Origin of the sequence: Enterobacter sp. BNK-13 (assembly GCF_048685015.1) — a bacterium.
Classification (GTDB): Bacteria; Pseudomonadota; Gammaproteobacteria; order Enterobacterales; family Enterobacteriaceae; genus Enterobacter; species Enterobacter quasiroggenkampii.
This window is the reverse complement of sequence record NZ_JBLQTP010000001.1, coordinates 275,742-302,057: the sequence shown is the minus strand read 5'-3', so window position 1 is coordinate 302,057 and position 26,316 is coordinate 275,742. Positions and strand designations below refer to the sequence as shown.

The 26,316-nt window shown below is 55.2% G+C and carries 26 protein-coding genes and 1 other annotated feature (1 of these 27 cut by a window edge); of the genes, 12 read left to right on the top strand and 14 right to left on the bottom strand.

Annotated elements, in window-relative coordinates; genetic code table 11:
• Positions 1-73, bottom strand: a sequence feature (Thr leader region) (it extends 45 nt beyond the left edge of the window).
• The 3 genes from thrL to yjjY form a co-directional block, all read right to left on the bottom strand.
• Positions 12-80, bottom strand: coding sequence for a thr operon leader peptide (thrL, locus tag ACMGGQ_RS01455; RefSeq protein ID WP_015572623.1), 69 nt, complete (start codon positions 78-80; stop codon positions 12-14). It overlaps the preceding feature by 62 nt.
• Positions 81-291: 211 nt before the next feature.
• Entirely contained in the window at positions 292-978 is a 687-nt protein-coding gene (locus tag ACMGGQ_RS01450; RefSeq protein WP_045907754.1) for a tRNA/rRNA methyltransferase, read from the bottom strand.
• A gap of 399 nt (positions 979-1,377) precedes the next feature.
• On the bottom strand, positions 1,378-1,518 hold the full coding sequence (yjjY, locus tag ACMGGQ_RS01445) for a protein YjjY (protein ID WP_085928893.1): 141 nt from the start codon (positions 1,516-1,518) through the stop codon (positions 1,378-1,380).
• 95 nt (positions 1,519-1,613) lie between these two features.
• Between yjjY and arcA the strand changes: the two genes are divergently transcribed.
• Positions 1,614-2,330: a two-component system response regulator ArcA gene (arcA, locus tag ACMGGQ_RS01440; protein ID WP_003856501.1), complete on the top strand. Its 717-nt coding sequence runs from the start codon at positions 1,614-1,616 to the stop codon at positions 2,328-2,330.
• A 46-nt stretch (positions 2,331-2,376) separates the two neighbouring features.
• Here the strand turns inward: arcA and creD are convergent, their stop codons facing one another.
• From creD to creA, 4 genes are read right to left on the bottom strand one after another with little or no spacing between them, the layout of a single operon-like run.
• Positions 2,377-3,729: a cell envelope integrity protein CreD gene (gene creD, locus ACMGGQ_RS01435; protein WP_063620729.1), complete on the bottom strand. Its 1,353-nt coding sequence runs from the start codon at positions 3,727-3,729 to the stop codon at positions 2,377-2,379.
• Between the two features lie 56 nt (positions 3,730-3,785).
• Positions 3,786-5,210: a two-component system sensor histidine kinase CreC gene (creC, locus tag ACMGGQ_RS01430; protein WP_262810396.1), complete on the bottom strand. Its 1,425-nt coding sequence runs from the start codon at positions 5,208-5,210 to the stop codon at positions 3,786-3,788.
• Entirely contained in the window at positions 5,210-5,899 is a 690-nt protein-coding gene (gene creB / locus ACMGGQ_RS01425) for a two-component system response regulator CreB (RefSeq protein ID WP_229226400.1), read from the bottom strand. Before creB ends, creC begins: the two co-directional genes overlap by 1 nt.
• Before the next feature lie 14 nt (positions 5,900-5,913).
• Positions 5,914-6,384: a protein CreA gene (gene creA, locus ACMGGQ_RS01420; protein WP_420289508.1), complete on the bottom strand. Its 471-nt coding sequence runs from the start codon at positions 6,382-6,384 to the stop codon at positions 5,914-5,916.
• Positions 6,385-6,595: 211 nt separating this feature from the next.
• On the opposite strand from creA, the gene robA reads away from it, so the two are divergent.
• Positions 6,596-7,465 carry an MDR efflux pump AcrAB transcriptional activator RobA gene (gene robA / locus ACMGGQ_RS01415; RefSeq protein ID WP_045907752.1) on the top strand — a complete coding sequence of 290 codons (870 nt, stop codon included), beginning with the start codon at positions 6,596-6,598 and terminating at the stop codon, positions 7,463-7,465.
• Here the strand turns inward: robA and gpmB are convergent.
• On the bottom strand, positions 7,462-8,109 hold the full coding sequence (gpmB, locus tag ACMGGQ_RS01410) for a 2,3-diphosphoglycerate-dependent phosphoglycerate mutase GpmB (RefSeq protein ID WP_008502057.1): 648 nt from the start codon (positions 8,107-8,109) through the stop codon (positions 7,462-7,464). The genes robA and gpmB overlap by 4 nt on opposite strands.
• A 50-nt stretch (positions 8,110-8,159) precedes the next feature.
• Between gpmB and yjjX the strand changes: the two genes are divergently transcribed.
• A complete protein-coding gene (gene yjjX, locus ACMGGQ_RS01405; RefSeq protein ID WP_008502058.1) occupies positions 8,160-8,675 on the top strand; it encodes an inosine/xanthosine triphosphatase in 516 nt (171 codons plus the stop codon).
• Here yjjX and trpR read toward each other — a convergent pair.
• On the bottom strand, positions 8,672-8,998 hold the full coding sequence (gene trpR, locus ACMGGQ_RS01400) for a trp operon repressor (RefSeq protein WP_047747961.1): 327 nt from the start codon (positions 8,996-8,998) through the stop codon (positions 8,672-8,674). The two genes, yjjX and trpR, sit on opposite strands and share 4 nt — an antisense overlap.
• A 55-nt stretch (positions 8,999-9,053) precedes the next feature.
• Positions 9,054-10,991, bottom strand: coding sequence for a murein transglycosylase (gene sltY / locus ACMGGQ_RS01395; protein ID WP_048028566.1), 1,938 nt, complete (start codon positions 10,989-10,991; stop codon positions 9,054-9,056).
• 227 nt (positions 10,992-11,218) lie between these two features.
• Between sltY and ettA the strand changes: the two genes are divergently transcribed.
• A complete protein-coding gene (ettA, locus tag ACMGGQ_RS01390) occupies positions 11,219-12,886 on the top strand; it encodes an energy-dependent translational throttle protein EttA (RefSeq protein WP_003856515.1) in 1,668 nt (555 codons plus the stop codon).
• 128 nt (positions 12,887-13,014) lie between these two features.
• On the opposite strand, the gene ACMGGQ_RS01385 is transcribed toward ettA, so the two are convergent.
• The gene (locus ACMGGQ_RS01385) at positions 13,015-13,914 is read right to left on the bottom strand and encodes a LysR family transcriptional regulator (RefSeq protein WP_420289507.1); all 900 of its coding nucleotides are present in this window, start codon (positions 13,912-13,914) and stop codon (positions 13,015-13,017) included.
• A gap of 108 nt (positions 13,915-14,022) precedes the next feature.
• On the opposite strand from ACMGGQ_RS01385, the gene ACMGGQ_RS01380 reads away from it, so the two are divergent.
• On the top strand, positions 14,023-15,024 hold the full coding sequence (locus ACMGGQ_RS01380; protein ID WP_420289506.1) for a zinc-binding alcohol dehydrogenase family protein: 1,002 nt from the start codon (positions 14,023-14,025) through the stop codon (positions 15,022-15,024).
• 65 nt (positions 15,025-15,089) lie between these two features.
• Here the strand turns inward: ACMGGQ_RS01380 and nadR are convergent, their stop codons facing one another.
• From nadR to serB, 3 genes are all read right to left on the bottom strand, one after another.
• Positions 15,090-16,322, bottom strand: a complete 1,233-nt coding sequence (gene nadR / locus ACMGGQ_RS01375; RefSeq protein ID WP_032643997.1) for a multifunctional transcriptional regulator/nicotinamide-nucleotide adenylyltransferase/ribosylnicotinamide kinase NadR — start codon at positions 16,320-16,322, stop codon at positions 15,090-15,092.
• 35 nt (positions 16,323-16,357) lie between these two features.
• The gene (gene radA, locus ACMGGQ_RS01370) at positions 16,358-17,743 is read right to left on the bottom strand and encodes a DNA repair protein RadA (RefSeq protein ID WP_023293325.1); all 1,386 of its coding nucleotides are present in this window, start codon (positions 17,741-17,743) and stop codon (positions 16,358-16,360) included.
• 74 nt (positions 17,744-17,817) lie between these two features.
• The gene (gene serB, locus ACMGGQ_RS01365) at positions 17,818-18,786 is read right to left on the bottom strand and encodes a phosphoserine phosphatase (RefSeq protein ID WP_008502066.1); all 969 of its coding nucleotides are present in this window, start codon (positions 18,784-18,786) and stop codon (positions 17,818-17,820) included.
• A gap of 117 nt (positions 18,787-18,903) precedes the next feature.
• Between serB and ACMGGQ_RS01360 the strand changes: the two genes are divergently transcribed.
• The 7 genes from ACMGGQ_RS01360 to ACMGGQ_RS01330 all read left to right on the top strand — a co-directional run bounded on the left by ACMGGQ_RS01360 (position 18,904) and on the right by ACMGGQ_RS01330 (position 26,267).
• A complete protein-coding gene (locus ACMGGQ_RS01360) occupies positions 18,904-19,548 on the top strand; it encodes a YtjB family periplasmic protein (RefSeq protein ID WP_048225575.1) in 645 nt (214 codons plus the stop codon).
• Between the two features lie 39 nt (positions 19,549-19,587).
• Positions 19,588-20,604 (top strand): lipoate--protein ligase LplA, encoded by a 1,017-nt coding sequence (gene lplA / locus ACMGGQ_RS01355; protein WP_048028573.1) that lies wholly within the window; start codon positions 19,588-19,590, stop codon positions 20,602-20,604.
• Positions 20,605-20,838: 234 nt separating this feature from the next.
• A complete protein-coding gene (locus ACMGGQ_RS01350; RefSeq protein ID WP_045907746.1) occupies positions 20,839-21,549 on the top strand; it encodes a DUF1120 domain-containing protein in 711 nt (236 codons plus the stop codon).
• 245 nt (positions 21,550-21,794) lie between these two features.
• The gene (locus ACMGGQ_RS01345) at positions 21,795-22,511 is read left to right on the top strand and encodes a DUF1120 domain-containing protein (protein ID WP_045907745.1); all 717 of its coding nucleotides are present in this window, start codon (positions 21,795-21,797) and stop codon (positions 22,509-22,511) included.
• A gap of 82 nt (positions 22,512-22,593) precedes the next feature.
• Positions 22,594-23,283: a fimbria/pilus chaperone family protein gene (locus tag ACMGGQ_RS01340; RefSeq protein ID WP_048028575.1), complete on the top strand. Its 690-nt coding sequence runs from the start codon at positions 22,594-22,596 to the stop codon at positions 23,281-23,283.
• Between the two features lie 63 nt (positions 23,284-23,346).
• Positions 23,347-25,713 (top strand): fimbrial biogenesis usher protein, encoded by a 2,367-nt coding sequence (locus ACMGGQ_RS01335; RefSeq protein ID WP_229226401.1) that lies wholly within the window; start codon positions 23,347-23,349, stop codon positions 25,711-25,713.
• Positions 25,704-26,267: a hypothetical protein gene (locus tag ACMGGQ_RS01330; protein WP_164712094.1), complete on the top strand. Its 564-nt coding sequence runs from the start codon at positions 25,704-25,706 to the stop codon at positions 26,265-26,267. Before ACMGGQ_RS01335 ends, ACMGGQ_RS01330 begins: the two co-directional genes overlap by 10 nt.
• The last annotated feature ends 49 nt before the right edge of the window (positions 26,268-26,316 follow it).

Below are 26,316 nucleotides of genomic sequence, written 5' to 3'. Positions count from 1 at the left end.
TCCTGTACGCGTCAGCCCGCATCGTTACCTGTGGTAATGATGATGGTTGTGGTAATGGTGGTGATGCTGATGCGTTTCATGGATGTTGTGTACTCTGTCATTATTATCTGTCTGTGCTGTATTCTTTTAGGGTTAAAGGATCGGGCACCTTAAGTCAACGAATTTTTAATTTGATCACAATTCGGGAGACTCTCACGTCCCGCTGTGTGCAGATTTATTTTCATCCGATTCCCCCATGTGCAACCCATCCAGACAGACTTATTCGCCATAGTAAAAACTTATGGCAGTGTTTTACTCGGCCAATTTTTTTTCAATATCGTGTAGCAAACGGTGCAGCATGGCGGTGTCCCGCTGTTCAAGACGCCCCAAACGCTGCTGCAACCAGTCAGCCATTTTTTGATCGTCCGCCACCCCCAGATGCACGAGCAGGTTTTCTACGCGTGCGCGAAGTGCGGCAAGCTGATTTTCATCGGTTCCTGTATTTTGCGACGGGGGAATTTGTATTAAGGATGCTAATTGATAGCAATAAACCATGACCGCCTGGCCTAAATTGAGGGACGGATAATCCGCGACCATCGGTGCCCCCGTCAGCACGTCCGCCAGTTCCAGCTCTTCATTGGTTAATCCAGAATCTTCACGCCCAAACACCAGCGCCGCTTTCTCCAGCCACTGGCTTTTCTCGCTGAGCATCGGCACTAGCTCCGCTGGCGTGGCATAGTAGTGGAACTTCGCCCGGCTGCGCGCCGTGGTTGCGACGGTAAACGAAATATCGTGCAGCGCATCGGCAAGCGTAGCGTAAGTGGTTATATTATCGAGAATATCTCCCGATCCGTGCGCCACCCAACGGGCGGCGGGTTCCAGATGGGCCGTGCTGTCCACAATACGCAAATCGGTAAAACCCATGGTCTTCATGGCACGCGCCGCTGCGCCTATATTTTCTGCTCTGGCTGGGGCAACCAGTACAATCGACAGATGCATTTATGCTCTCTTTTTAATCAGTTAGCCGGTAAAAATGTGATGCACTTCAACATATTACGCAGCGCGAATTTACAAAATTGCAACACAAATCACCGAAATAGCGTTTCATAACAAATTAAAAACGCTAAACTATTCTGTGTCTGAACAATCAGTTAGAATGTTAACAGAACACTATTATCCTTATGTTTTATAATGATAATAGCGACATGAATACCCTATTCTGATTGGATTCGCTTCGTTTATAAATCAATGTCCGCAACTAGTTGGTTTATTGAAAAATTGTGACAAAGGCTAGCATTCGGCTACGATGATTTCATCAAACTGTTAACGTGCTACAATTGAACTTGATATATGTCAACGAAGCGTAGTTTTATTGGGTGTCTGGTGTCACTTAGCCTGTTATGTTGCTGTTAAAATGGTTAGGATGACAGCCGTTTTTGACACTGTCGGGTCCAAAGGGAAAGTACCCAAGACCAAGCTAATGATGTTGTTGACGTTGATGGAAAGTGCATCAAGAACGCAATTACGTACTTTAGTCACGTTAAGCCGATCATGTTAATTTGCGACATGCATCAGGCAGGTCAGGGACTTTTGTACTTCCTGTTTCGATTTAGTTGGCAATTTAGGTAGCAAACATGCAGACCCCGCACATTCTTATCGTTGAAGACGAGTTGGTAACACGCAACACGTTAAAGAGCATTTTCGAAGCAGAAGGCTACGATGTCTTTGAAGCGACCGATGGCGCAGAGATGCATCAGATCCTTTCTGAAAATGATATCAACCTGGTGATCATGGACATTAACCTGCCGGGCAAAAACGGTCTTCTTCTGGCGCGCGAACTGCGCGAGCAGGCGAACGTCGCGTTAATGTTCCTGACGGGCCGTGATAACGAAGTTGATAAAATTCTTGGCCTGGAAATCGGTGCGGATGATTACATCACCAAGCCGTTCAACCCTCGCGAGTTAACCATTCGTGCACGCAACCTGCTGTCCCGTACCATGAACCTGGGCACGGTCAGCGAAGAGCGTCGTAGCGTCGATAGCTACAAATTCAACGGCTGGGAACTTGATATCAATAGCCGTTCGCTGATTAGCCCGAACGGCGAGCAGTATAAACTGCCGCGCAGTGAATTCCGCGCGATGCTGCACTTCTGCGAAAACCCCGGCAAGATCCAGTCCCGTGCAGAGCTGCTGAAGAAAATGACCGGCCGTGAGCTGAAGCCGCACGACCGTACCGTAGACGTCACCATCCGTCGTATTCGTAAGCACTTCGAATCTACGCCAGATACGCCGGAAATCATCGCCACGATCCACGGCGAAGGGTACCGTTTCTGCGGTGACCTGCAGGAGTAATCCCGCAGTTAACGCATTAAAAAACGGCGCATTTGCGCCGTTTTTTTTATTTCCAGATCCGCATCGTGTCGTTATCAGGCTCTGCCGGAGGTTCAGGCCGCTTTGGCTGAGAAAGCGAGTACCAGTCGAAATGCCGGGTCAGGTACATCACGGCAAACAGCGCCAGCGCGAGAACCGCTGACCCCAACAGCAACGCGCTGTCCTCCGAGCGCAGCAAGAACCACATCACGACATCCAGCCCGAGTAGCGCCAGCACAAACAGCCCGCTGCGCTTCCAGCTTTTCATCACGGCCTGCAGGTACATTACGTTCATCGCTGCACCAACCAGACTTGCAACGACCCAGGCGGGCGTAAACCCGACGTGTTCAGACAGCGCCAGCAGCACCAGATAGAACAGGACCAGCGACAGCCCCACCAGCAGATACTGCATCGGGTGAAGGCGTAATCCGGTTAAGGTTTCGAAGACAAAGAAGGCCATAAACGTCAGCGCAATCAGCAAAATGGCGTACTTGATCGCACGGTCAGTCAGTTGATACTGATCGGCAGGCGTGGCTACCGTAACGCTAAAAGCAGGGATTGATTCCCACTCTGGCGACTCACTGCCGTTAAACCAGCTCTCAAGATTGTTCGCAAACCAGCTGCTCTGCCAGTTCGCCTGAAAACCAGAATCACCAATTTTATGTTTCACCGGCAGATAGTTACCCATAAAACCCGGATGAGGCCAGTTGCTGTTGAGCGTCATTTCACTGTTGCGTCCCACAGGAACCACGGCAAAACTCCCCGTTCCGGCCAGATTCAGGGACATCTCCAGGGCAAACGTTTTTGACTCCAGCGTTTTGTCAGTCAGCGGAATATGAATACCGGAAAGCGCACCATCCACACCCGACCCCGGCTCGACGCTCAACGCCTCGCCATTGATGCTGGAGACTTTCACCGTGCCAATGCCCCGCGCATCCCCCACGCCGACAACGATAAACGGTTGCCCAAGGTTCATCGTTTCCCCTTTAAGCTGCGCCATTTTCTCGGTGCTGAACCGCACTTTTATCCTGAGATCGGTGTTCCAGATTTGTCCGTCATAGATCCCGATATTTCGGGACTCAACGTGCTGGTTACCTTCAACAACCAGAGACTCCGGCAGAATAAAATGCATATAGCTTTTCTTGTACTCGACTTTCTTCTCATCCTCTACCTTGTAAAAAATCTCCGTTACCGGGATAGCAATCAGCGGCCCGACCAGTTTTTGCGGCCCGCTGGTACTCTGACGCAGCGTATTTTCAACATCGTTGCGGTAGCTCTCTCGCTCTGATATCAGGTTACTGACCATAAAAAGCGGGACTAACAACAGCAGGATGCACCCCAGAAGGGTGCTAACTTTCCAGAACAGGGGGGATTTCATCATTACGTCTCCTTTGTGATGAGGAGAGCGTAACCAGGCTATGTGGGGCCAGTTTGAAGTTATGTGAAGGGACGGTGAAGTCTCAGCGTGGCCATCACGCCACCTTCATCACGATTACGCAATGTAATCTCTCCCTGATGCAGACGCGCCACCTCCTGAACAAACGCCAGCCCGAGCCCGCTGCTCTTTAACCCGTTCTCGCGCGGAAGGGAATAAAAGCGCTCAAAAATACGCTCCAGCGCGTAATCCGGGATCCCGCTTCCGCTGTCGGTGACTATCAGCTCTACCTGCCTGCGATCTTCCCGGGCCGCCAGCGCAATGGCGCCACCCTGCGGGGTGAAATCGATAGCGTTATCCAGCAAATTGCCGAGCGCCTGTTCGAGAAGGTCGGGATCGCCCGCCACATAAAGCGATGTCGGCTGAAGGGTCAGCACAATTTTTTTCGCTGCCAACAGCGTCGCTCGCGCGTCTGCAAGCCGAGTGAAGAGCGAGTCAACGCTGACAGCTTCAGGCGTAATCTCGACACGATTTTCAAGCCGCGCCTGAGTGAGCAGCTTTTCAACCAGCGACTGCATGCGCGCATTTTGCACCAGAATATTATCGATAAACCGCGCGGCAACCTGCGGCGGCGGCTGCTCGGAGAGAATTTCTGCCGCGCCGCGTATGGCGGCAATCGGGCTTTTCAGCTCGTGGGTCAACGCATGGACATAGCGTTCAATGTAGTTTTTCCCTTCAAGGCGGATACGCATATTTTCCAGCGCCTGTGCCAGCTTTTGCAGCTCGCTACTGCCTGGATTAGGCAATGGGAGAGGCGTATCAGTGGTCACCGAGTCAGCATAGCGCGATAACGTACCGATAGATCGATTGATCCACCACGCCACCGCCAAGCCAATCAGCAGGGCAATGCCGAGCAGCGCACCGCCAGCCCACAATATCCGTCGCTCGCTGCGGTGAATCACCGGAGCCATCGCGCTGTTCGGTTTCCCCACCGACAGCACGCCGATTATCTTGCCCTGATCCACAACCGGCGCGGCAACATACATCACCGTGCTTTCCGGATCGTCGGGATGGCTCTGGGTACTGCGCGCGCCGTATTCGCCGCGAAGCGTCAGCCAGACATCATTCCAGCGCGAGTAATCTTTTCCCACGGCCAGACCAGCGGAATCAAACACGACCCTGCCCTGCGCATCGGTCATGTAGACGTGATACTCGTTACGCACTTTATGAATACCGCCAATATTGGCGCGAAATGGGCGCTGATGAAGCTGAGAAAAGGCCTGTGCAAGCTTGCCCTGCTGCGCGTGACCCGAAAGCAAATCATCACGTCCGATTTCGGCCAACAGGGTCGCGGTATCGATTAATGTGCCCTCGGTTGCCCTGCGCACGCCGGGCTTCACCTCCTGAACAAAGATCGACAGCACGAACCACGCGGCGATGGCGACGATCAGGAAATACCCCAGCAGCAACCGCATCCCAATGCGCATCAGTAAAGGCCCAGACTGTAGCCCATACCGCGATGGGTGCTGATGGGGGACAGTTCCTCGTTCACCGCCCGCAGCTTGGCGCGCAGGGTTTTGATGTGGGTGTCCACGGTACGATCGAAACTGTCGCCGTCTTCACCCCACACCTTGTCCATGAGCTGCTGACGCGAAAAGACCCGACCGGGCGCCTGTAACAAGGTTTTGAGCAGCAAGAATTCGTAGCGGGTCAGGGGCAATGTTTCCCCGCACCAGCTGATTCGCGCGGCAGGCTCGTTCAGTTCAAACTGCCCGATACGCAACGTTTCTGAGGGTGCGGCGGATTTTTGCATGCGCCGTAAAACAGTCCGCACCCGCGCGCAGACTTCACGAGGGGAGAAAGGTTTCGCAACGTAGTCATCAGCGCCCATTTCCAGGCCAAGCAGCTTGTCGACCTCATCACTGCGCGCCGTCAGAAACAGCACAGGCAGCGAGGGATGCTGCGCCAGCAGCCGACGGCAAAGCTCAAACCCGCTGATGTCCGGCAGTCCGACATCCAGAATGGCGAGCGCCGGAACCTGCCGCTGCGCCTCCTCCAGCACGGGTAAACCGCGTTCAAACGCCTTTACCGCGAATCCTTCCTGCTGAAGCATGTAGATCAGCGTATCGGCGATACTGGTTTCGTCTTCAACCAGCCAGACCACAGGTTGTTGCATGATTCATCCCTGAATTAATGCCACGGCATAATCGGCACCGCGCTGATCGCGTTCTTCGGTGAGCCTTCCACCACTTTGTCAGAATAGGCAAGGTAGGCCAGCGTGTTGCGTTTGGCATCGTAGAAACGCACAACCTGCAGCTTTTTGAACACCAGCGAGGTCCGTTTCTGGAATACCACGTCGCCCTGCGCTTTGCCGTTTTTAATTTTATCGCTCAATTCAACCGGTCCCACCTGCTGACAGGAGATCGCCGCATCGGAGGTGTCCTCCGCCAGCCCCAGGCCGCCTTTGATACCGCCCGTTTTCGCACGGCTGACATAGCAGGTGACGTTTTGCACGTCTGGATCGTCAAACGCCTCAACGACAATTTTGTGGTCCGGGCCAAACATTTTGAACACGGTATCGACGGAACCAATCTGTTCCGCCTGTGCAGCGCGTCCGACCATCAACATCAGCGCGGTGAAGAGCAAAGTCTTGTATTTCATATTGTTACCATTCTTTAAAATTACACTGAGCGATTATTCAACACTTTAGACAAAAATGTAGCAAGATCACAGGATTAGAATATATTTGCCCATAATGCCCTGCAAAAAGCATGAATGCGCAAAAAAAACACTGAATGCTAAAACATCAAAAAATGCTATTATCCGCTAACCTGTTATCAGGCACCTGCTGTTTTAAGGATGAGGATAGTATATGGATCAGGCTGGAATTATTCGCGACCTGCTCACCTGGCTGGAAGGTCATCTCGACCAGCCTTTGTCACTGGATAATGTGGCGGCTAAAGCAGGCTATTCCAAGTGGCATCTGCAAAGGATGTTCAAGGATGTCACCGGTCATGCTATCGGGGCCTATATTCGCGCACGTCGTTTATCGAAATCTGCTGTGGCTCTGCGCCTGACCGCGCGCCCGATTCTGGATATTGCCCTGCAATATCGTTTCGATTCGCAGCAGACCTTCACCCGCGCCTTTAAAAAACAGTTCTCGTTGACGCCAGCGCTGTATCGTCGCTCGCCTGACTGGAGCTCGTTTGGCATGCGTCCGCCGCTGCGTCTGGGCGAGTTCGCGATGCCGAAGTATGAAATTATTACCCTGCCGGAAACCCATCTGATCGGCACAACGCAGAGCTACTCCTGTTCACTGGAGCAGATTTCCGAGTTCCGTCATCAGATGCGCGTTCAGTTCTGGCGCGACTTCCTGAGCCACGCGCCGGCGATCCCGCCGATCCTGTATGGTCTCAACGAAACGCACCCAAGCCAGGAAAAAGACGACGAGCAGGAGGTGTTCTACACCACCGCGCTGACGCCAGAGATGGCCAATGGCTACATTCAGGGTTCGAAGCCTGTCGTGCTGGAAGGTGGCGAATACGTGATGTTCGCCTATGAAGGGCTGGGAACGGGGGTGCAGGAGTTTATCCTGACCGTTTACGGAACCTGCATGCCGATGCTGAATCTGAATCGCCGTAAAGGTCAGGACATTGAGCTCTACTACCCGGCTCAGGATGCGAAACCGGAAGAAGGCCCTATCAATCTGCGTATGGAATTCTTGATTCCAATACGTCGTTAACGCTGCAGTTCGTCAAGCGCAGGGGCATCGAGATGCGAAATGTCCCCTGCCATCTCCACGACCCAACCTGACGCCAGCCACGCACTTTCCTGATAATCAATTCGGGAAATGGAGCAGTTACGCAGACGCAGACGGCGCTCAGCGTAAGCCGGTAACCCCAGAATGGTGCTCACCAGGCAACCCAACGCAATCCCATGACTCACCAGCAGCGGACGGCTTCCCGCCGGAAGCTTCAGGCATTCCGCCAGGGCGGCATGCATACGTACACTGAGCTCCTGCATGGATTCGCCCTCAGGAATACGGCCATCTTCGGTACCGTTCACCAGTGTGCGGCGCCAGCCCTCTTCCGTTTCCGTCAGCGTATCGATATGGCGTTTTTCCAGCACGCCCATATCCAGCTCGCGCAGGCGCGGCTCAAGCATGACGTCACAGCCGCAGGCGTCTGCGATGATACGCGCCGTCTGCTGTGTGCGACCTAAATCGCTGGTAATGACGTGGGTAATGCCCAGCGTTCTGGCACGCTCTGCCACCTGCCACGCTTGCTGCACACCCTTCTCAGTGAGAGGACTGTCTGACTGGCCTTGAATACGTCGCTCGGCGTTCCACTGCGTTTCACCGTGGCGAACAAGGTATACCTGTAACATGCTTTTTTTCCGTTATACTGCGATGAGTTTTTTTTGAATCGAGCTTAATTATGCACCATGTTGTCTCTGCTACCACTAATCCTGCCAAAATTCAGGCAATTCTAAGGGCATTTGACGAGATCTTCGGCGCAGGATCCTGCCATATTGAGGCCATCGGCGTCGAGAGTGGCGTTCCTGAACAGCCGTTTGGCAGCGAGGAAACGCGCGCTGGCGCACGAAATCGCGTGGCAAATGCCAGGGCTGCGGCACCGGATGCGGACTTTTGGGTGGCGATTGAAGCCGGTATCGACGAAGGCGCAACCTTTAGCTGGGTGGTGATCGAAAGCCGCGAGCAGCGCGGCGAGGCGCGTTCGGCCACTCTGCCCCTGCCGGAGATCATTCTGGAAAAAGTGCGTGCGGGTGAAGCGCTCGGGCCGGTGATGTCGCAGTACACCGGCATTGATGAGATTGGCCGTAAAGAAGGGGCGATTGGCGTCTTTACCGCAGGCGCGCTGACGCGTTCAGGCGTTTACCACCAGGCGGTGATCCTGGCATTAAGCCCGTTCCATAACGCGATTTATCGTTAGGTATTTTTCAACAACACCGCTTCCAGCCACTGACGCAGCTCAACGGGCGCCGACTTCAGGCTGTTCGATCCGCGGGTAATCGTTGCGATGCCCGCGCCGAGCTCATTTTTCAGCTCGCGCTGGCTCATCTCGCCGCGCAGTAACTCTTCAATGATCCGCACGCGCGTGCCCAGCGCCTCACGCTCGTCCGGCGTGAGCATCAGCTGCATCAGGGGTAAATGCAAATCCTGCTCGTAAGACTGACGAAGCAACTCCACAAAACGAAGCCACTCCTGATGACGTTGTTCGGCCATTGCCGAGGAATACGGGGAATGCTGGGTCATGTTATGCTGCCTCTTGTACTCTTTAGCGAGTACAGCATAACACAACCCACGCCGATCAGTAACGTCTCTGCCACTCGGCATCGCTCATCAGGGTATCTTTCTGCCCCATGAAGTAGCGATAGTAGGCGTCGTAGGCCAGCACGTTCTTCACGTAGCCGCGCGTTTCCGAGAACGGGATGCTCTCGACAAACGCCACGGCGTCGATGCGTCCGGCGCTGTTGCCGAGCCAGGTGCGCACGCGACCCGGTCCCGCGTTATAGGCCGCCGATGAGAAGATGCGGTTGTTGCCGAACTGCTGATACACATACTGGAGATAGCTGGTACCGATATTGATGTTGGTATCCGGATCGAGAAGCTGTGACGGGCTGCTGTATCCAGGGATGTTAAACATCTTCACCGTGTGCGTCGCCGTGCCCGGCATGATCTGCATCAGGCCGCTGGCGCCGACTGGGGAGCGGACTTTCGGGTTCCAGGCACTCTCCTGACGGGCAATGGCCATCGCGTAGCTTTGCGGAATATCTTTGCCGCGGGTATAGCGTTCGAACAGATCGTTGTACGCCAGCGGGAAACGCTCTTCCAGATGATCCCACAGCTTACCGGCGATCGTCGCCTGCACGCTCAGATCCCACCAGTGGTTATCAAAGGCATAGCGGGCAAGCTGGGCTTTTTCGTCGGTGGTGCGGCTGGTCACCAGATTCGCCCATTCGCTGCGCGCGGTGTTATCCATATTCCAGTACATCAGCTCGCGAACGCGCGCCATTTCTGGCCCCTGCGTCAGCGCCGGGTTCGCGTTAGCGGGCGCCTTATCAATGCGGAAGGTGTACTCCTCGCCCAGGCGCTGCGCGGCCGCCATCGGGTAGAACCCGCGTTGCTGCATCAGCGTATGGAGAATCTCTTTGGCTTCATCATCACGACCGCGCTCCATCAGCAGATCGGCCTGCCAGTAGCGCCATTCGTCTTTCTCTTTGGCCTCCATTGGCAACCGCGCGAGCCAGGTATTGAGCCCGCGACGATCGCCCGTACCCAGCGCCATACGCACGCGGCGCTCCACCAGCGACGTGGAGTTCGAACGCATAATGGCATCGTCTCGCCAGCGCGCCTGCTCGTCGGTCACATCGGTGCCCATCAGTCGCCACGCCACAATATCGCGCAGCTCCTGGGTTTGCTCCTCATTAAGCTGCTGCGCCTGCACCAGCTGCGGGATCATCAGTCGCGCGTTTTCCACATCGTCACGCGCCACGCTGGCAAAAGCCACCGCCGCCATCTGGCGGGTAAAATCGGTCGCGCCCGTACTGCGGGCAAAGGTCAGCACGCTGTTGGGATCGTTTGCCAGCGAGATAACCGCCGTAGAGATCGTCTGGTAATCGGACGGCATCTGCCCCGCCAGCGTGGTCACCAGCCGCGTGTTGCCTGCCTTCATCGCCAGGCGGATGCGCTCAAGATAGGACAGCGGGTCCTGCTTGCCGGAAGCACGCCACGCGCCAAACAGGGAATCACAGGCGTTCGGCTGATTTTTCCCGGTCAGCCAGAGCTCTTTCGCCCCGGCCCAGGCCTCTTCCTGCTGGCCGGTCGCCCATTTCGCGTAGTAATAGTTACACTGGGCTTCGGTGGTATTCGGCTTTTCTGGGCTAAACGCCAGCAGCCCGCGCCAGTCTTCGCGACGCGCCAGCTCATTCACAAAACGAGACTGGAGATTTCGGGCTGGCGGCAGGGTCGGGTTCGCCTGAATGAAGTTATTCACGGTGACGGTTGGCTGGTTCATGAGATCGTCCGTGATCTGGCGATACTCGAGATACGGATACAGCGGATAATCCTTTAGCGTCGGCATCAGCGCCTGCACGGTATCCATCTGCTTGTTGTCCCACGCCTGTTTAATCTGAGCGTAACGACTACGTTGTTCATCCAGTGAATCGGCATGCACCGCCTGGCTTACCGCCATTACGCATACGCTGGCAGCCAGCAGACGCCAGACCACCTGTTTGGCTTTTTCCACAAGCTCTTCCTCATTGTTTTTTCGTCAATTGCAGCGTCTTGCCACGTCAAAGTCTAATTAACTTATGCTAACCAGGCATCCTTCAACGCGCCACGTCATGGACACTTTTTTACCTTTCTTGCGCGTTTTAACACTCCCGACGTTCCTGGCTGGGATTAGGGCGGGAAAAAGGCTACACTTCGAGGCTGAAATTCCTTCTCATTACGATAAAAGAGGCGAAGTCCAACGTGGCTCAATTCGTTTATACCATGCATCGTGTCGGCAAAGTTGTCCCGCCGAAACGTCATATTCTTAAAAATATCTCGCTGAGCTTCTTCCCGGGCGCAAAAATCGGTGTTCTGGGTCTCAACGGTGCCGGTAAGTCCACCCTGCTGCGCATCATGGCCGGCATTGATACAGACATCGAAGGTGAAGCCCGTCCGCAGCCTGGCATCAAGATTGGCTACCTGCCGCAGGAACCTCAGCTGAACCCGGAACACACCGTTCGCGAATCCGTTGAAGAAGCGGTATCCGAAGTGGTTAACGCCCTGAAAGGTCTGGATGAAGTGTATGCCAAATACGCCGAGCCGGATGCGGACTTCGACAAGCTGGCCGCACAGCAGGGCAAGTATGAAGAGATCATCCAGGCGCACGACGGTCACAACCTGAACGTGCAGCTGGAGCGCGCGGCGGATGCCCTGCGTCTGCCGGACTGGGATGCAAAAATCGCGAACCTCTCCGGGGGTGAACGCCGCCGCGTGGCGCTGTGCCGCCTGCTGCTGGAAAAACCAGACATGCTGCTGCTCGACGAACCAACTAACCACCTGGATGCGGAATCCGTGGCGTGGCTGGAGCGCTTCCTGCACGACTTCGAAGGCACCGTTGTGGCGATTACCCACGACCGTTACTTCCTCGACAACGTCGCCGGCTGGATCCTGGAGCTGGACCGCGGTGAAGGTATTCCGTGGGAAGGCAACTACTCCTCCTGGCTGGAGCAGAAAGATCAGCGTCTGGCTCAGGAAGCGTCTCAGGAAGCGGCCCGTCGTAAGTCTATCGAGAAAGAGCTGGAGTGGGTGCGTCAGGGCGCGAAAGGCCGTCAGTCTAAGGGTAAAGCCCGTCTGGCACGCTTCGAAGAGCTGAACAACACCGAATACCAGAAACGTAACGAAACCAACGAACTGTTTATTCCACCTGGAGCACGTCTGGGGGATAAAGTGGTTGAAGTGACCAACCTGCGTAAGTCTTACGGCGACCGTGTGCTGATCGACGACCTGACCTTCTCCGTACCGAAAGGCGCTATCGTCGGGATCATCGGTCCGAACGGCGCGGGTAAATCAACCCTGTTCCGCATGATGTCCGGTCAGGAACAGCCAGACAGCGGCTCTATCACCCTGGGTGAGACCGTGAAGCTGGCCTCCGTTGACCAGTTCCGTGACGCGATGGATAACAGCAAAACCGTGTGGGAAGAAGTCTCCGGCGGCCTGGATATCATGCGTATCGGCAACACCGAGATGCCAAGCCGCGCCTACGTTGGTCGCTTTAACTTTAAAGGCACCGATCAGGGCAAACGTGTAGGCGAGCTGTCCGGCGGTGAGCGCGGTCGTCTGCACCTGGCGAAGCTGCTGCAGGTGGGCGGTAACGTTCTGCTGCTCGATGAACCAACAAACGACCTGGATATCGAAACCCTGCGCGCGCTGGAAAACGCCCTGCTGGAGTTCCCGGGCTGCGCGATGGTTATCTCGCACGACCGCTGGTTCCTGGACCGTATCGCGACCCACATCCTGGACTACCAGGACGAAGGTAAGGTGGAGTTCTTCGAAGGTAACTTCACCGAATACGAAGAGTACAAGAAACGCACGCTGGGCGCCGACGCGCTGGAGCCGAAGCGTATTAAGTACAAGCGTATTGCGAAATAAAAGCAAAACGGCAACTTCGGTTGCCGTTTTTTATGGTTGTTCCCTCTCCCTGTGGGAGAAGGCCAGGGTGAGGGCATCAGGCCGCACAGGGTGTAGTCCGGGTAAGGCGAAGCCGCCACCCGGCTTTTTTATTTGCCCACGTAATACCGCTTCACCTCGTCAAACTTCATCGCAAACTCGATATAGCTCATCAGCGCGGGCGAATTCAGCTTGCGGCTCGGGTAGGCCAGCCAGAGGTCGTTGCCTTCAACGTTCCACTCCGGCAGCACCTGCACCAGCGCGCCCTTTTCAACCTTATCTTCCAGCAAAAATGCAGGAAGCAGCGTGATCCCCGCCCCGGCCATCGCGCACTCGCGGGCGTACACCAGATTATCGGTCATGTGTGCGTTATCCGGCAGGTAGCGGTAATCCTCATTCTCGCTTCGCAGAAGCCACTCCGACCAGGCTCTGTGTGTAATGCTGCGGTGCTCCACCAGTTGACGGGGATGCGTTAGCGGCGCCCGCCGCGCCAGATAGTCCGGCGAGGCCAGCATGTAGCGCGGACAATGCCCGATCATTCGGCCAATCAGGGAGGAGTCCTGCGGCTTGCCGGTACGCAGCGCCACGTCAAAGCCGGACTCGACCAGATCCACCACATCATCAGAGATCGACACGTCCAGCGAAACCTCAGGATAGCGAAGCTGGAACTCGGCATTCATATGCGCCAGCAGCGTCGCGCCAATCCCAGCCGGACAGGTGATGCGCAGCCGCCCGCTCGGGTTTTCGCGCAGGCGCTGAATGGCATACTCCGCCCGCTCGCTGGCCGCCAGCATTTCGCGGCAGTGCACCAGATAGTGCTCGCCCGCAAACGTCAGGTTCAGCCTGCGCGTGGTGCGGTTCAGCAGGCGGATACCCACCTGCTGCTCCAGCTGGCTAATTCGCTGGCTGACGCTGGATTTCGGCAGTTCGGCTTTCTGGGCTGCCGCGGTAAAGCTGCCCATCTCCGCCACCAGCGCGAAAAGCGCCATATCCTGCAGCTGTTTAAACATGATTGTTCATCCTGTACGAACGCTGAGTTCTTGATTGTCCATCTTATCATGCAGCTGGCCACTTAATAGACTAGCCTCAACAAAACGCATGCCATTGAGGAGCACACCATGTCAGTTAAAGCCATTGCCGTGAACCCGGAAAATCCGTCCACCTTCATTGAAATCACCCCACCAATGCCACAGCCCGGCGAGCACGATCTGCTGGTGGAGGTCAAAGCCGTCTCGGTTAACCCGGTCGATACCAAAGTCCACGCAGGCATTGCTAAAAACGGGCTGAAAGAGCCGCGCGTGCTGGGCTGGGATGCCAGCGGGATCGTCAAAGCCGCTGGCGCTGGCGTCACCGGATTCAAACCGGGAGATGAGGTGTGGTATGCAGGGGACATCACCCGCCCGGGCAGCAACACCACACACCAGCTGATCGACGCGCGCATAGTCGGGCACAAACCGACAAGCCTCGGCTGGGCGGCTGCCGCTGCGCTACCGTTGACCGCACTCACCGCGTGGGAAGGCCTGTTTGAACGGCTGAATATTCAGGATGCCGGTGCGGACAAAACCCTGCTGATCATCGGCGGTGCGGGCGGCGTGGGATCGCTGGCGATCCCGTTTGCGAAGCACAACAGCAAGGTAAAGGTTATCGCAACGGCGTCCCGTGAAGATTCCGCCCAGTGGTGCCGCGATCGCGGTGCAGATGTGGTGGTGAACTACCGCGATCTGAAAGGCGAACTGGCGAAGCACGGGCTGAACTTTGTGGATTACATTTTCATCCTCAACGATACCGACGGACACTGGGAGGCGGTCAGCGAACTGATTGCGCCGCAGGGGCATATCTGTTCTATCGTGGAGAATGAACACCCGCTGAACCAGGACAAGCTGAAGTCGAAATCCGCCGCGCTGCACTGGGAATTTATGTACACCCGCAGCATGTACCAGACCGCTGATATGGCGCGTCAGGGTGAGATCCTCAATGAGGTGGCGAAGCTGGTGGATAACGGCGTGGTGGAAAGCTCACTGAGTGAAACGCTGCACGGGCTGAGCGTGCAAAGCATTACGGAGGCGCACCGTAAAGTGCTGGACGGGCATATGCGTGGGAAAGTGGTGGTTGAGTATTGAGTGGGTTGCTCCCCCTCACCCTAACCCTCTCCCCATAGGGGAGAGGGGATAGCACGGAGCCGTCTTTAACCCTGCTCCCCCATCATCTCCTTCACCAGCTCGACGCAGCGCAGGAAACGGGAGTCGTAATCCGACTCTTCCACGTGCACAAACTCAACGTTGTTTTCGTTGAGCATATCCACCAGCATGGTCTGGAATTCACGCCTGTCGACGGAGCTGCCGAGGCTGCGCATGCCGTCGGCCACCCACGGGGTGTTGTTTTCCAGCAGGATCACCAGGTCAAAGCGATATTCGTCAATCAGCGCCTGCACGAACGGATGTTCACGCCCTTCGTACTTTTTGCAGAACGCCTGGGTGGTGACAAAATCGGTATCGATAAACGCCACCTTGTTGGCGTATTTCACCGCGAAATCAATGTACTGGGCATGACCGAGCGCGATTTTGTCGTAGTCGGAATACTGCAGCGCCATCTCATCGCCGCCCAGATGGGAAAAGACATAGTCGCGCCCGTACTCCCACGCGCTGGTGGTATTGAAGATATTCGCCAGCTTGTTGACCAGCGTTGACTTACCGCTCGACTCACCACCCAGGATGGCGACGGTGCGCACAAAGAACGGCTTCACCTCGGTTGGGATGTAGTCCCAGTAGCGGAACGGGTTTTCGCGGATCTGCGCCCCGCTGATGTTCATGAAGGTGCGTTTCGGGTCGATCAGCACCGTCTCAATGCCCAGATGCTCGCGGAACTGCGGCGCGTCGGACTCTTCAGAGGTGTAGATCCAGTTAGGCGCAATGCCCTTCTCTTCCATAAACGCTTTGATGCCGTTGCTCCACACGTCCCAGCCGTGCGGGTACGGCTCCATGCCCTCTTCGTTGAAGGCATGAATGCGAATGTTTTTCTGGTACTTGAAGGTCTGGAGCAGCCAGCGCAGGCGGTCCGGCACGGTCGGCTGCTGCGACATGGCGCTGTCTTCAAACAGCTGGCGATCGCGGGTTTCGTCGTATCCCATGATGATGTGCAGCTCATCCACCTGGCTGCAGGCGCGCTGGATCAGATAGATATGCCCGGTATGCAGCGGGTAAAACTTGCCGAACACCACGCCGATGTTCTTTTGCATACGCGGGAATTCCAGCCCCAGAAAGCGGTGCAGCGCTTCCAGCTTCTGCGCGCTGGGGCTTTTGATTTTGGCGTTCAGCAGTTGGCTCAGGTAGCCTTTGGTCATGCCGCTGGCGTCTGCCACCTGCTGCAGCGTGCAGCCCTTCTGGCGGATAGCGGTCTTGATGTAGTCAAATGATGACATAAATTACGGTGCCTCCTGCAAAATCGAATACGTAATTATAAGTCGTCAAAGACATTTAACGCATCTGCGAGTTTCTTCACGCCAAAAACCTGCATCCCTTCCGGGATTTTTTTCGGCACGTTTGCAGCCGGAACGATCGCGCGACGGAAACCGTGTTTTGCCGCCTCGGAGATTCGCTCCTGCCCGCTCGGCACCGGACGGATTTCCCCGGCCAGCCCCACCTCGCCGAAGACGACCAGATCCTGCGGCAGCGGTCTGTCGCGCAGGCTGGAGACCATCGCCAGCAGCAGCGCCAGGTCTGCGCTGGTCTCAGTGACTTTGACGCCGCCGACCACGTTCACGAAGACGTCCTGATCCGCCATCTGCAGCCCGCCGTGACGGTGCAGCACCGCCAGCAGGATCGCCAGACGGTTCTGTTCCAGACCAACCGCTACGCGCCGCGGGTTGCCCATCATCGAGTGATCGACCAGCGCCTGAATTTCGACGAGCAGCGGGCGCGTCCCTTCCCACAGCACCATCACCGAGCTGCCGGAGGTGATCTCATCGCCACGGCTCAGGAAGATGGCCGACGGGTTGCTGACTTCGCGCAGCCCCTGCTCGGTCATGGCAAACACGCCTAACTCGTTCACCGCACCAAAGCGGTTTTTATGGCTGCGCAGGGTGCGGAAGCGGGAATCCGCGTCGCCGTCGAGCATCACGGAGCAGTCGATACAGTGTTCGAGCACCTTCGGCCCCGCCAGCGAGCCATCTTTGGTCACATGGCCCACCATCACAATCGCCACGCCGCGTGTTTTAGCAAAGCGCGTCAGGTAGGCCGCGGTTTCACGGACCTGCGCGACGCTGCCCGGCGAGGACTGGATGTCCGCCATGTGCATCACCTGGATGGAGTCGATCACCATCAGCTTCGGCTGCTCTTCTTCGGCGATCATGCAGATCTGCTCGATGCTGGTTTCCGACAGCATGTTCAGGTTGCCGGTCGGCAGGCCCAGACGGTGCGCGCGCATCGCCACCTGCTGCAGGGACTCTTCCCCCGTGACGTACAGGGTTTTCATCTGTTCGGCGAGCTTGCAGAGCGTTTGCAGCAGCAGGGTTGACTTGCCCGCGCCCGGGTTACCACCGATAAGAATCGCGCTGCCCGGCACCACGCCACCGCCGAGCACGCGATCGAACTCTTTAAACCCGGTGGAGAAGCGCGGCAGCTCTTCGAGGCTGATGTCCGAGAGCTTCTGGACTTTCGCTACGCCCGCATTGCCCGCGTAGCCGCTCAGGCGCTCGTTGCGCGCCACGCTCGGCGAAGCCGCCACACCACGCACTTCGGTGATGGTGTTCCAGGCATGACAGGCGCTGCATTGCCCCTGCCAGCGCGGATAATCCGCACCACATTCATTACAGACAAATGCGCGTTTTGGAGCTTTCGCCACGGTTTACCTCGTTATTTCTCTGCGGCCTGCGTGCCGGGTGGCGCTTACGCTTACCCGGCCTACAAAGCAGACCGTTATTTCTGATTAAGGCTGCCGGAGAGAATGCAGAACACCCCCATCAGGTCAGCGTGACGGATAGTCACTTCCGTCTTTTCATTCACTTTTGGCTTGGCATGGTAGGCAATGCCCAGGCCGGCCGCTTTGATCATCGGCAGGTCGTTCGCGCCGTCCCCGATGGCGACGGTCTGGACAACCGGAATTTCATATTTTTCCGCCAGACGCGTCAGCGTATTGGCTTTGTACTGGGCATCCACAATATCGCCGATCACCTGGCCGGTCAGCTTGCCGTCCATGATCTCGAGCTCATTGGCCACCACGGTGGTCAGATGCAGTTTTTCCCGCAGATAATCCGCGAAGAAGGTGAAGCCACCGGAGGCGATCGCCACCTTCCAGCCGAGGGACTGCAGCTTCAGCACCAGCTGCGTCAGCCCGGGCATCAGCGGCAGCACATCGCGCACCTGGCGCAGAATGTTGGCATCGGCCCCTTTCAGGGTCGCCACGCGCTGTCTCAGGCTGGCGGTGAAATCCAGCTCGCCGCGCATCGCACGCTCGGTGACTTCCGCCACCAGCTCACCGCTGCCCGCCAGCTTCGCAATTTCGTCAATACACTCGATCTGAATGGCGGTAGAGTCCATGTCCATGACCAGCAGGCCGGGCGTTTTCAGGTGCGGAATTTTCCCCAGCGGCGCGACGTCCAGCCCGGCGTCATGAGCCAGGCGCGTGGCGCGCTGCGTCAGAGAGCCCGCCAGTCGAATGACCTGGTAGTCTTCCACGCACCAGGCGGCGACGATGACCATCGCGGCCCCCAGTTTGGTTTGATACTGGGTCAGGCGTTGCTTATCCAGACCGCGTCCGTACAGTAGCCAGCCGCTACGACCGGCGTGGTAATCCAGAGGCATCACCTCATCGCCACTTAAAGAGAGCGGCAATCCTGGCCATAAAGAGACATCCGTTGGCAGGTCACACCAGGTAATGTTCGGCATTAAAGCTCCTGTAATTTCGTTCGCGCCGGAAGGTTGCAGAGGGAAAATAACGCATGAGGCTACCCTGTAACCATCACTTCTGGCAACATTAAGCCGTAAATTTTCAGCAGGTGGAATATGGCTCGCGCAAAACTGAAATTCCGGCTCCATCGCGCCGTGATTGTCCTTTCCTGTCTCGCACTCTTAGTGGTGCTGATGCAAGGGGCATCGTGGTTTAGCCAGAATCATCAACGGCAACGCAACCCGCAGTTTGAAGAGCTGGCCCGCACGCTGGCACGCCAGGTGACGCTCAACGTCGCGCCGTCCATGCGAACCGAAACGCCGGACGAGAAGCGGATAGGCCAGGTTTTACGCCTGCTGACGGAGAACAGCCGCATTCTTGATGCGGGCGTCTATGATGAGCAAGGCAACCTGATTGCCCGCGCGGGCGAACATGTCGACGTGCGCGACAGGCTGGCGCTGGACGGCAAGAAAGCCGGCGGCTACTTCAACCAACAGCTTGTTGAACCTATTCAGGGCAAGAATGGCCCTCTGGGGTATCTGCGCCTGACGCTCGACACCCATACTCTTCCGACTGAAGCCAAGCAGGTCGATAATACCACCAACATTCTGCGCCTGATGCTGCTGCTTTCACTCGCCATTGGCGTTGTGCTGGCGCGCACCCTGCTTCGCGGCAAACGCACGCGCTGGCAGCAATCCCCGTTCCTGCTGACCGCCAGCCGGTCGGTCCCCGAAGACGAAGAGAGCGAGAAGAAAGAATAGTGATAAAGTAGGCGAACGATTCAGAAAAGGAACTTTGCCATGACGACGTTACGCCTGCTTATCTCTGACTCTTACGATCCCTGGTTTAATCTCGCGGTGGAAGAGTGCATCTTCCGCCAGATGCCTGCCACCCAGCGCGTCCTCTTTCTCTGGCGTAACGCCGATACGGTGGTCATTGGTCGTGCGCAAAATCCGTGGAAAGAGTGCAACACCCGGCGCATGGAAGAAGACAACGTCCGCCTGGCGCGCCGGAGCAGCGGCGGCGGTGCGGTGTTCCACGATCTTGGCAATACCTGCTTTACCTTTATGGCGGGAAAACCGGAATACGACAAAACCATCTCAACATCCATCGTCCTCAACGCGCTCAATGCGCTCGGCGTGACGGCTGAAGCCTCGGGACGCAACGATCTGGTGGTCAAAACGCCCGACGGTGACCGCAAGGTCTCCGGCTCTGCCTATCGTGAAACGATGGATCGCGGCTTCCACCACGGCACCCTGCTGCTGAATGCCGATCTGAGCCGTCTGGCGAACTACCTTAATCCTGATAAGAAAAAGTTACAGGCTAAGGGCATTACGTCCGTACGCGGGCGCGTGGCGAATCTGGTGGAACTGCTGCCCGGGATTACTCACGAGCAGATTTGCGATGCGATCCGTGACGCTTTCTTTGAACATTACGGTGAGCAGGTAGAAGCCGAAGTGATCTCCCCGGACAAAACGCCGGACCTGCCCAACTTCGCCGACACCTTCGCCCGCCAGAGCAGCTGGGAGTGGAACTTCGGTCAGGCCCCTGCCTTTTCCCATCTGCTGGACGAACGTTTTACCTGGGGCGGCGTGGAATTGCACTTTGACGTCGAGAAGGGCCACATTACCCGCACGCAGGTCTTTACGGATAGTCTCAATCCGGCACCGTTAGAGGCGCTGGCCGCGCGTCTGCAGGGCTGTTTGTATCGGGCGGATATGTTGCAGCAGGAGTGTGATGCGCTGATCGGCGATTTTCCGCAACAAGAAAGGGAATTGCGGGAATTATCGGCCTGGATCGCCCAGGCTATAAAATAACCCGGATAAAAAGCGGTGAATAAATGCACCGCTTTTTTATTATTCGCTTCCCTCTACATGTAAATACATGCACAAATGTATTTACCCGCATTAATATTTCTCAAAACAAAAATTAGAATTAATCATTATAGAATTAACATTAACCATTAATAGAATCCTCGCGCTTGCAACACTGCAAGTTAATGACTTCATGATAATTAATACAATTATTCAATTATTGGTTAAGGAATAACAATGAAAAAAGTTCTTCTTGCAACACTGATTGCAATGACGTCCACGGCAGCGCTGGCAGACGGCAGCATCGTGATGAAGGTTCAGGGTAAAATGAACCATGCTTCTTGCACCCCTGAATTAAGCAACGGCGGTTCTATTGATTTTGGGACTATCGCGCTGGATCAGCTCTCTCCAACCCAGACCAACCAGATGGGCCAGAAAGACATGTCTCTGACCATCAACTGCCCGTCTGCAACCAAAGTTGCCTGGAGTATTGCCGATAACAAAGAAGACTCCAATGCGGCAAACGATCTGAGCTCCAGCGAGTTTTATATTCGTGATGCTAAAGACAATGGCGGCGACGTGTATGGTGCAGGCACCACCTATGGCGTGGGCACCACTGCCGCTGGCGACAAAATTGGTGCGTATGCGATCAGCACCCGCGTCAATGAAATCACGGCTAACGGCATGCCTGCCCAGGCTATCTATGCCCCTGCCTACGTGAACAGCAAAGGCGAATACATGTGGCGCAACCTGGCGTCTGGCGTTATCGCTAACGGTAACGCGGAAATTATGACCGCAACCAAGCCTGGCTATACCGCACCGCTGGCCATCACCAACGTGGTTTATCCGTTCAAAGTGTCTCTGGCGATTGTTAACACTAACCGCCTGTCCACCACGGATGAAGCTCAGCTGAGCGGCGAAACCACCATCACGCTGGTTTACCTGTAATCATTGACGATTGGTCACTATCACGGCGGAGTATTCCGCCGTTTTCATTTAAATAAATACATTCATAAATGTTTAAATGAGCCTTATTAAATCTCAAAGCACGTGTAAGTAAAACTAATTATTGAATTACTTAAATCATTACTAAAATCGGCGCTGCTTGTCATGCCGATACTTATCGATTTGCAAGTCATTTTTAAATTAAAAATATCTGAGTTATTAACTCTTTCTATGGTTAAGGAATAACAATGAAAAAGCTCCTTCTCGCTACCGTTTTATCAATGGCAGCGACTGCGGTCTATGCTGAACCGACTGCAATGCTGAAAGTTCAGGGAACGCTGACCAGCGCTGGTTGCGTGCCTGAAATCAGCAACGGCGGTCTGGCCGATTTCGGCGAAGTGGGTCTGGATTCGCTTTCCTCCTCCGCGGCCTACCAGGCTGGCCATAAAGATGTGACATTCACCATCAAATGCCAGTCGGCTACCCGCGTAGGCTGGACGATCAAAGATGACCGTGCAGATTCAAATGCCGGTAAGAATAAAACATCAAGCGAGTTCCACGTGGATAACGGCACGGCGAACGGTGCTCAGGCATCCGGTAACTACCAGTTGAACGGCGTGGGTAAAACCAGCGCAGGGGAAAACATCGGTGCCTATTCCGTTGCGACCTATCTGACTTCCGTCACCGCAGACGGCGCAACGGCTCAGCCTATTGCCGCGTCTATGTACACCGGCGGCGCCATCAGCAGCAGAAGCTGGGTCAACATGTGGACCAGCGGCATCATCATGAACGACGGTACCGACGTGATGACCGTTGCCAAAACGGGTGAACGTGCGCCAATGGCCTTCACCACTGCAGCTTTCCCACTGAAAATCGCCCTGGCTATCGCGCCAAGCAAAGATCTGACCCTGACCGACAAAACCGATCTCGACGGCCAGTCCACTATTACGCTGGTTTATCTGTAATTCAGCATGTTGCCGCAAAACTCTCCATTTCGATGGGGAGTTTTTTACTACCGTTAACCACGAAAAAATCATGACCAGAATAATGAAAACTTCATCCCTGTTTTCCGTCCTTTTATTCGCGCTTCCCACCACGCTGTTCGCCGCAGGCATGGTACCTGAAACCACGCTGCTGATGATTGATGAAGCCAACCACGGCGGCGTAATGAGCGTCAAAAATACCGACACCATACCGACTCTGCTCTACACCTCTATCAACGATATCGAAGGGGAAAATGGCGTAAAGCTCAACGTCACCCAGCCGGTTGTTCGTCTGGAACCAGGCCAGGAACAGCAGGTGCGTTTTATTCTTGAAACCGATAAACCTCTCACGGTCGAACACTATAAGCGCGTGATCTTCGAAGGCATTCCGCCGAAGAGCAAAGATAAAAACGTGAAGGTGGGGATTAACCTTCGCCAGGATCTGCCGGTACTGATCCATCCGAAAAGTCTGCCTGTCGTCACCGACGCGTGGAAGTTACTGACCTGGTCGCTGGAAGGAAAAGAGGTTGTGGTGCGCAATACCTCCCCTTACGTCGTGCGCTTCTCAACCGCCATTACCCTACTTCCATCTCGAGCAACCGGGCTGGTCAACAAGACCTTTATCCTGCCGGGTGAAACCATGAAAGTGCAGATGGACAAGCCGATGGGTAGCGCCGATAACGCAGTAGAGTTCAGCCCCGCGAGCCGCTACGGGATTGAAGTGGATAACTACACAGCCCCCCTTAAACGCTAAAACGACAGGGATGCTTTGGTGACTGAGCTATCATTGCGCAACAGGATGCGCCGAGCGGCAGTAGTGGCAGCATTACTGCCGTCTTCCGCGCTGCATGCGTCCGATGTGGACTTTAATACGGATATTCTGGCGACACGTGGCATCAGTACCAACCTCGCCCACTATTTCTCTGAAGCTCAACGCTATCTGCCTGGCAAGCATGCCGTGCAGGTAAAAATAAACGGCATTGAAAAGGGCAGTCTTGCCGTCAAGATTGGGGACGAAGGGCAGCTCTGCGTTGATGATGATTTCATCAGCGCCGTGGGGCTTTTACCGCTAAATATCAGCGAAAAAGAGACGTGTCATGACCTGCTCAAAGACTACCCTTCAGCCACGATCAAGCTCATGCCCAACACCGAGTCACTGGAGATCTTCGTTCCGGCAGAAGCCATGGATAACGGGTTCTATGCCGCCAGGTTTTACTCTCACGGCGGCGTTGCGGGCCTCATTAACTACAACGCTTTCACCAACTACAACGAATATGGCAGCGGTGGCAACAGCACGTTTTCACAGGGAAATATCGGCACCGGTATTAACATTGCAAACTGGACGCTGCGCAGTAACTACATCCTGACGGACGATAACGGCACCCGCAGCGCCGAGAATCTTTACACCTACGCTGAGCACGTTTTTGAAGAGAAAAAAATGCGTGCGCAGGTCGGTCAAATCAATATCAACTCCGCCCTGTTTAGCGGCGCGCAAATTACCGGCGTCCAGCTCATGCCTGAAACCGGTCTTCAGCCCAATATTCAGGTCACTGAAGTCTCCGGTATTGCCCGTACAAACCAGGCTCGCGTAGAAGTTCGTCAGTCCGGTCAGGTTATCTATTCTTCGCTGATCAATGCCGGTCCCTTCACGCTGCCGGACGTACCGGTTTTGCGCAGCAATGTCGACCTGGATGTCAGCGTCATTGAAACCGATGGCTCAACAACCCATTTCACCGTGCCTTCATCAGCCCTCAACGTCATCGGGAGCAACCGTGCCGAGGGGTTAAATCTGGCACTTGGTCAGGTTCGCGACAGTGGCGATGAAAAGAATTCCCCCTGGGTGTTCACCGTGTCTGACGGTACGAGCCTGACTACACGCCTGACTGCCGTTGCGGCAAGCGTGCTGGCCGAGAAATACCAGTCTACCGGTGCAAAGCTCGACTGGTCCGTCAACGAAAACTGGCTCATTTCACCCAGCGTATTGCTGAGTCAGTCCCGCTTTTATGATACGCAGCGGGGCAGCAAGTTTGAGCTCAGCAGCAATATTTTACTCCCCGCGCAGCTGACGCTCGGGCTCAGTGCTTCCCAGTATAACGGCGACTTTCGTGAGCTCACCGAAGCCATGGACGAAGAATCGCAAAGCTATGAAAACGCATGGAATACCAGCCTCAGCTGGAACAACGAATACATCGGCTCCCTCTCTTTACAATACAGCGCGAACTCTGGCGATGAGAGCAGCGGTGACTCACGCTATCTGATGGCCTCGTGGAGCAAAAGCCTGGGGCGTACTTCGCTGTCCGTAAACTGGCAACACGCCATGAGCAATAGCGAAACAGAAAACAGCACCAGCAACAATGACGATCTCTTCTATGTCAGCCTGATTGTCCCTCTGGGCGACGATCGCGTCAGTACCTACATGCGTACTCAGGGTGAAAAGCAAAACTATGGCGTCCAGGACAGCGGTTCTGTCGGCCGAAACCTCAACTACAACATTTCTGCCGATCGCGATAATCAGGACAAAAGTGATTCCTTTAACGGCAATATCACGACCAACCTGCACTATACCCAGCTTGGGCTGTCTGCCGGTCTGAATGACGGAAACCAGCATAACTACAGCGCATCGTTAGGGGGTGGCATTGTCATGCACCGCCATGGCCTCACCTTTGCCCCCTTCCCGGTGAAAGAGACCTTTGGCATCGCAAGGCTAAGTGAGCCGGAAAGCGGGATAGAAATCACCACACCCGATGGCACTGTCTGGACAGATTACTGGGGGCAAGCCGTCGTTCCCGGGCTCAGAGAGTGGCAGAAATCACAAATTGTGATCAATACCAGCTCGCTGCCGCAGGGAATGGATTTATCAAATGGTATCCAGACCGTGTCCGCGGCCTACGGCTCATTTGCCCAGGTCGATTTCCAGGTGCTGAATACCCGTCGCGTGATGCTGAAGGTAAAACATGTCAATGGCGGCTGGCTCGAAAAAGGGCTAAGTATCGTGGACAAAGACAGCAACTATATTGTCAGCGTGATGGATAACGGCAGCGTGTTTATTTCTGATGCCTCGACGACGCCGGAGCTGTATGTCGTGGACGACAATATGACGCGTTTATGCCAGATCCACTACACGCTGAATGAAGAGAAAGATAAAGACGCCTATTACGAAAAAGCAGAAGGAACATGCCAGTGAAAATAGTTAACGTGATGCTGAGCGGTCTGACATTATTTTTCGCCTCTCAGGTATTCAGCGAGGAGTGCCAGATGACCCTTTCTCAGCCGACCGTCTCGTTTGGCCGATTCAAACAGGACGATATTGCTGCCTCTCTGAAAAACTGGAATCGCATGCCCGCAAAAGAGGTGATGATCAACGTGTTTTGCCCTCAGCCTCAGGTCATGGCCCTGTTCATGCAGTCCGCGTCTGGCGCCAACGGCGGCGTGCTGTTTGGGCAGGAGGGACGGCTGGCGCTGGTCGCGAACAACATGACGGTAGACGGACGCCACTACGATCTCGTCAAAACCACCGACCGGGTAAAATTTACCTCATCAGACAGCCCCAAAGAACACGTTTTCCTGAAAAACAACGACGGCATCATTGCTCGCCAAAACGCGACACCGGTTCAGGGCAAGCAAATGAGCGTAACCATAAAACTTATACCTATCATTAATAATAACCAGCTGCGCAGAATTTCCGATAATACCGACCTGGAAAGCACCCTCGCCTGGGAATTATTAACAAGCGAGTAAAAGAATTCACCTTCGTATTCATTTTTTGGGTGAAGAGTAAGAAGAAAAA

What these genes read in the sequence shown, in the direction of transcription:
- creB (WP_229226400.1), bottom strand. Translation starts at nt 5,899, where the DNA reads ATGCAACAACCTGTGGTCTGGCTGGTTGAAGACGAAACCAGTATCGCC.
- yjjX (WP_008502058.1), top strand. Translation starts at nt 8,160, where the DNA reads ATGCACCATGTTGTCTCTGCTACCACTAATCCTGCCAAAATTCAGGCA.
- ACMGGQ_RS01330 (WP_164712094.1), top strand. Translation starts at nt 25,704, where the DNA reads ATGCCAGTGAAAATAGTTAACGTGATGCTGAGCGGTCTGACATTATTT.
- ACMGGQ_RS01360 (WP_048225575.1), top strand. Translation starts at nt 18,904, where the DNA reads ATGGCTCGCGCAAAACTGAAATTCCGGCTCCATCGCGCCGTGATTGTC.
- creD (WP_063620729.1), bottom strand. Translation starts at nt 3,729, where the DNA reads ATGATGAAATCCCCCCTGTTCTGGAAAGTTAGCACCCTTCTGGGGTGC.
- ACMGGQ_RS01385 (WP_420289507.1), bottom strand. Translation starts at nt 13,914, where the DNA reads ATGTTTAAACAGCTGCAGGATATGGCGCTTTTCGCGCTGGTGGCGGAG.
- creC (WP_262810396.1), bottom strand. Translation starts at nt 5,210, where the DNA reads ATGCGCATTGGGATGCGGTTGCTGCTGGGGTATTTCCTGATCGTCGCC.
- ACMGGQ_RS01345 (WP_045907745.1), top strand. Translation starts at nt 21,795, where the DNA reads ATGAAAAAGCTCCTTCTCGCTACCGTTTTATCAATGGCAGCGACTGCG.
- ACMGGQ_RS01350 (WP_045907746.1), top strand. Translation starts at nt 20,839, where the DNA reads ATGAAAAAAGTTCTTCTTGCAACACTGATTGCAATGACGTCCACGGCA.
- ACMGGQ_RS01380 (WP_420289506.1), top strand. Translation starts at nt 14,023, where the DNA reads ATGTCAGTTAAAGCCATTGCCGTGAACCCGGAAAATCCGTCCACCTTC.
- ACMGGQ_RS01450 (WP_045907754.1), bottom strand. Translation starts at nt 978, where the DNA reads ATGCATCTGTCGATTGTACTGGTTGCCCCAGCCAGAGCAGAAAATATA.
- nadR (WP_032643997.1), bottom strand. Translation starts at nt 16,322, where the DNA reads ATGTCATCATTTGACTACATCAAGACCGCTATCCGCCAGAAGGGCTGC.
- gpmB (WP_008502057.1), bottom strand. Translation starts at nt 8,109, where the DNA reads ATGTTACAGGTATACCTTGTTCGCCACGGTGAAACGCAGTGGAACGCC.
- arcA (WP_003856501.1), top strand. Translation starts at nt 1,614, where the DNA reads ATGCAGACCCCGCACATTCTTATCGTTGAAGACGAGTTGGTAACACGC.
- lplA (WP_048028573.1), top strand. Translation starts at nt 19,588, where the DNA reads ATGACGACGTTACGCCTGCTTATCTCTGACTCTTACGATCCCTGGTTT.
- trpR (WP_047747961.1), bottom strand. Translation starts at nt 8,998, where the DNA reads ATGACCCAGCATTCCCCGTATTCCTCGGCAATGGCCGAACAACGTCAT.
- robA (WP_045907752.1), top strand. Translation starts at nt 6,596, where the DNA reads ATGGATCAGGCTGGAATTATTCGCGACCTGCTCACCTGGCTGGAAGGT.
- creA (WP_420289508.1), bottom strand. Translation starts at nt 6,384, where the DNA reads ATGAAATACAAGACTTTGCTCTTCACCGCGCTGATGTTGATGGTCGGA.
- ACMGGQ_RS01340 (WP_048028575.1), top strand. Translation starts at nt 22,594, where the DNA reads ATGAAAACTTCATCCCTGTTTTCCGTCCTTTTATTCGCGCTTCCCACC.
- serB (WP_008502066.1), bottom strand. Translation starts at nt 18,786, where the DNA reads ATGCCGAACATTACCTGGTGTGACCTGCCAACGGATGTCTCTTTATGG.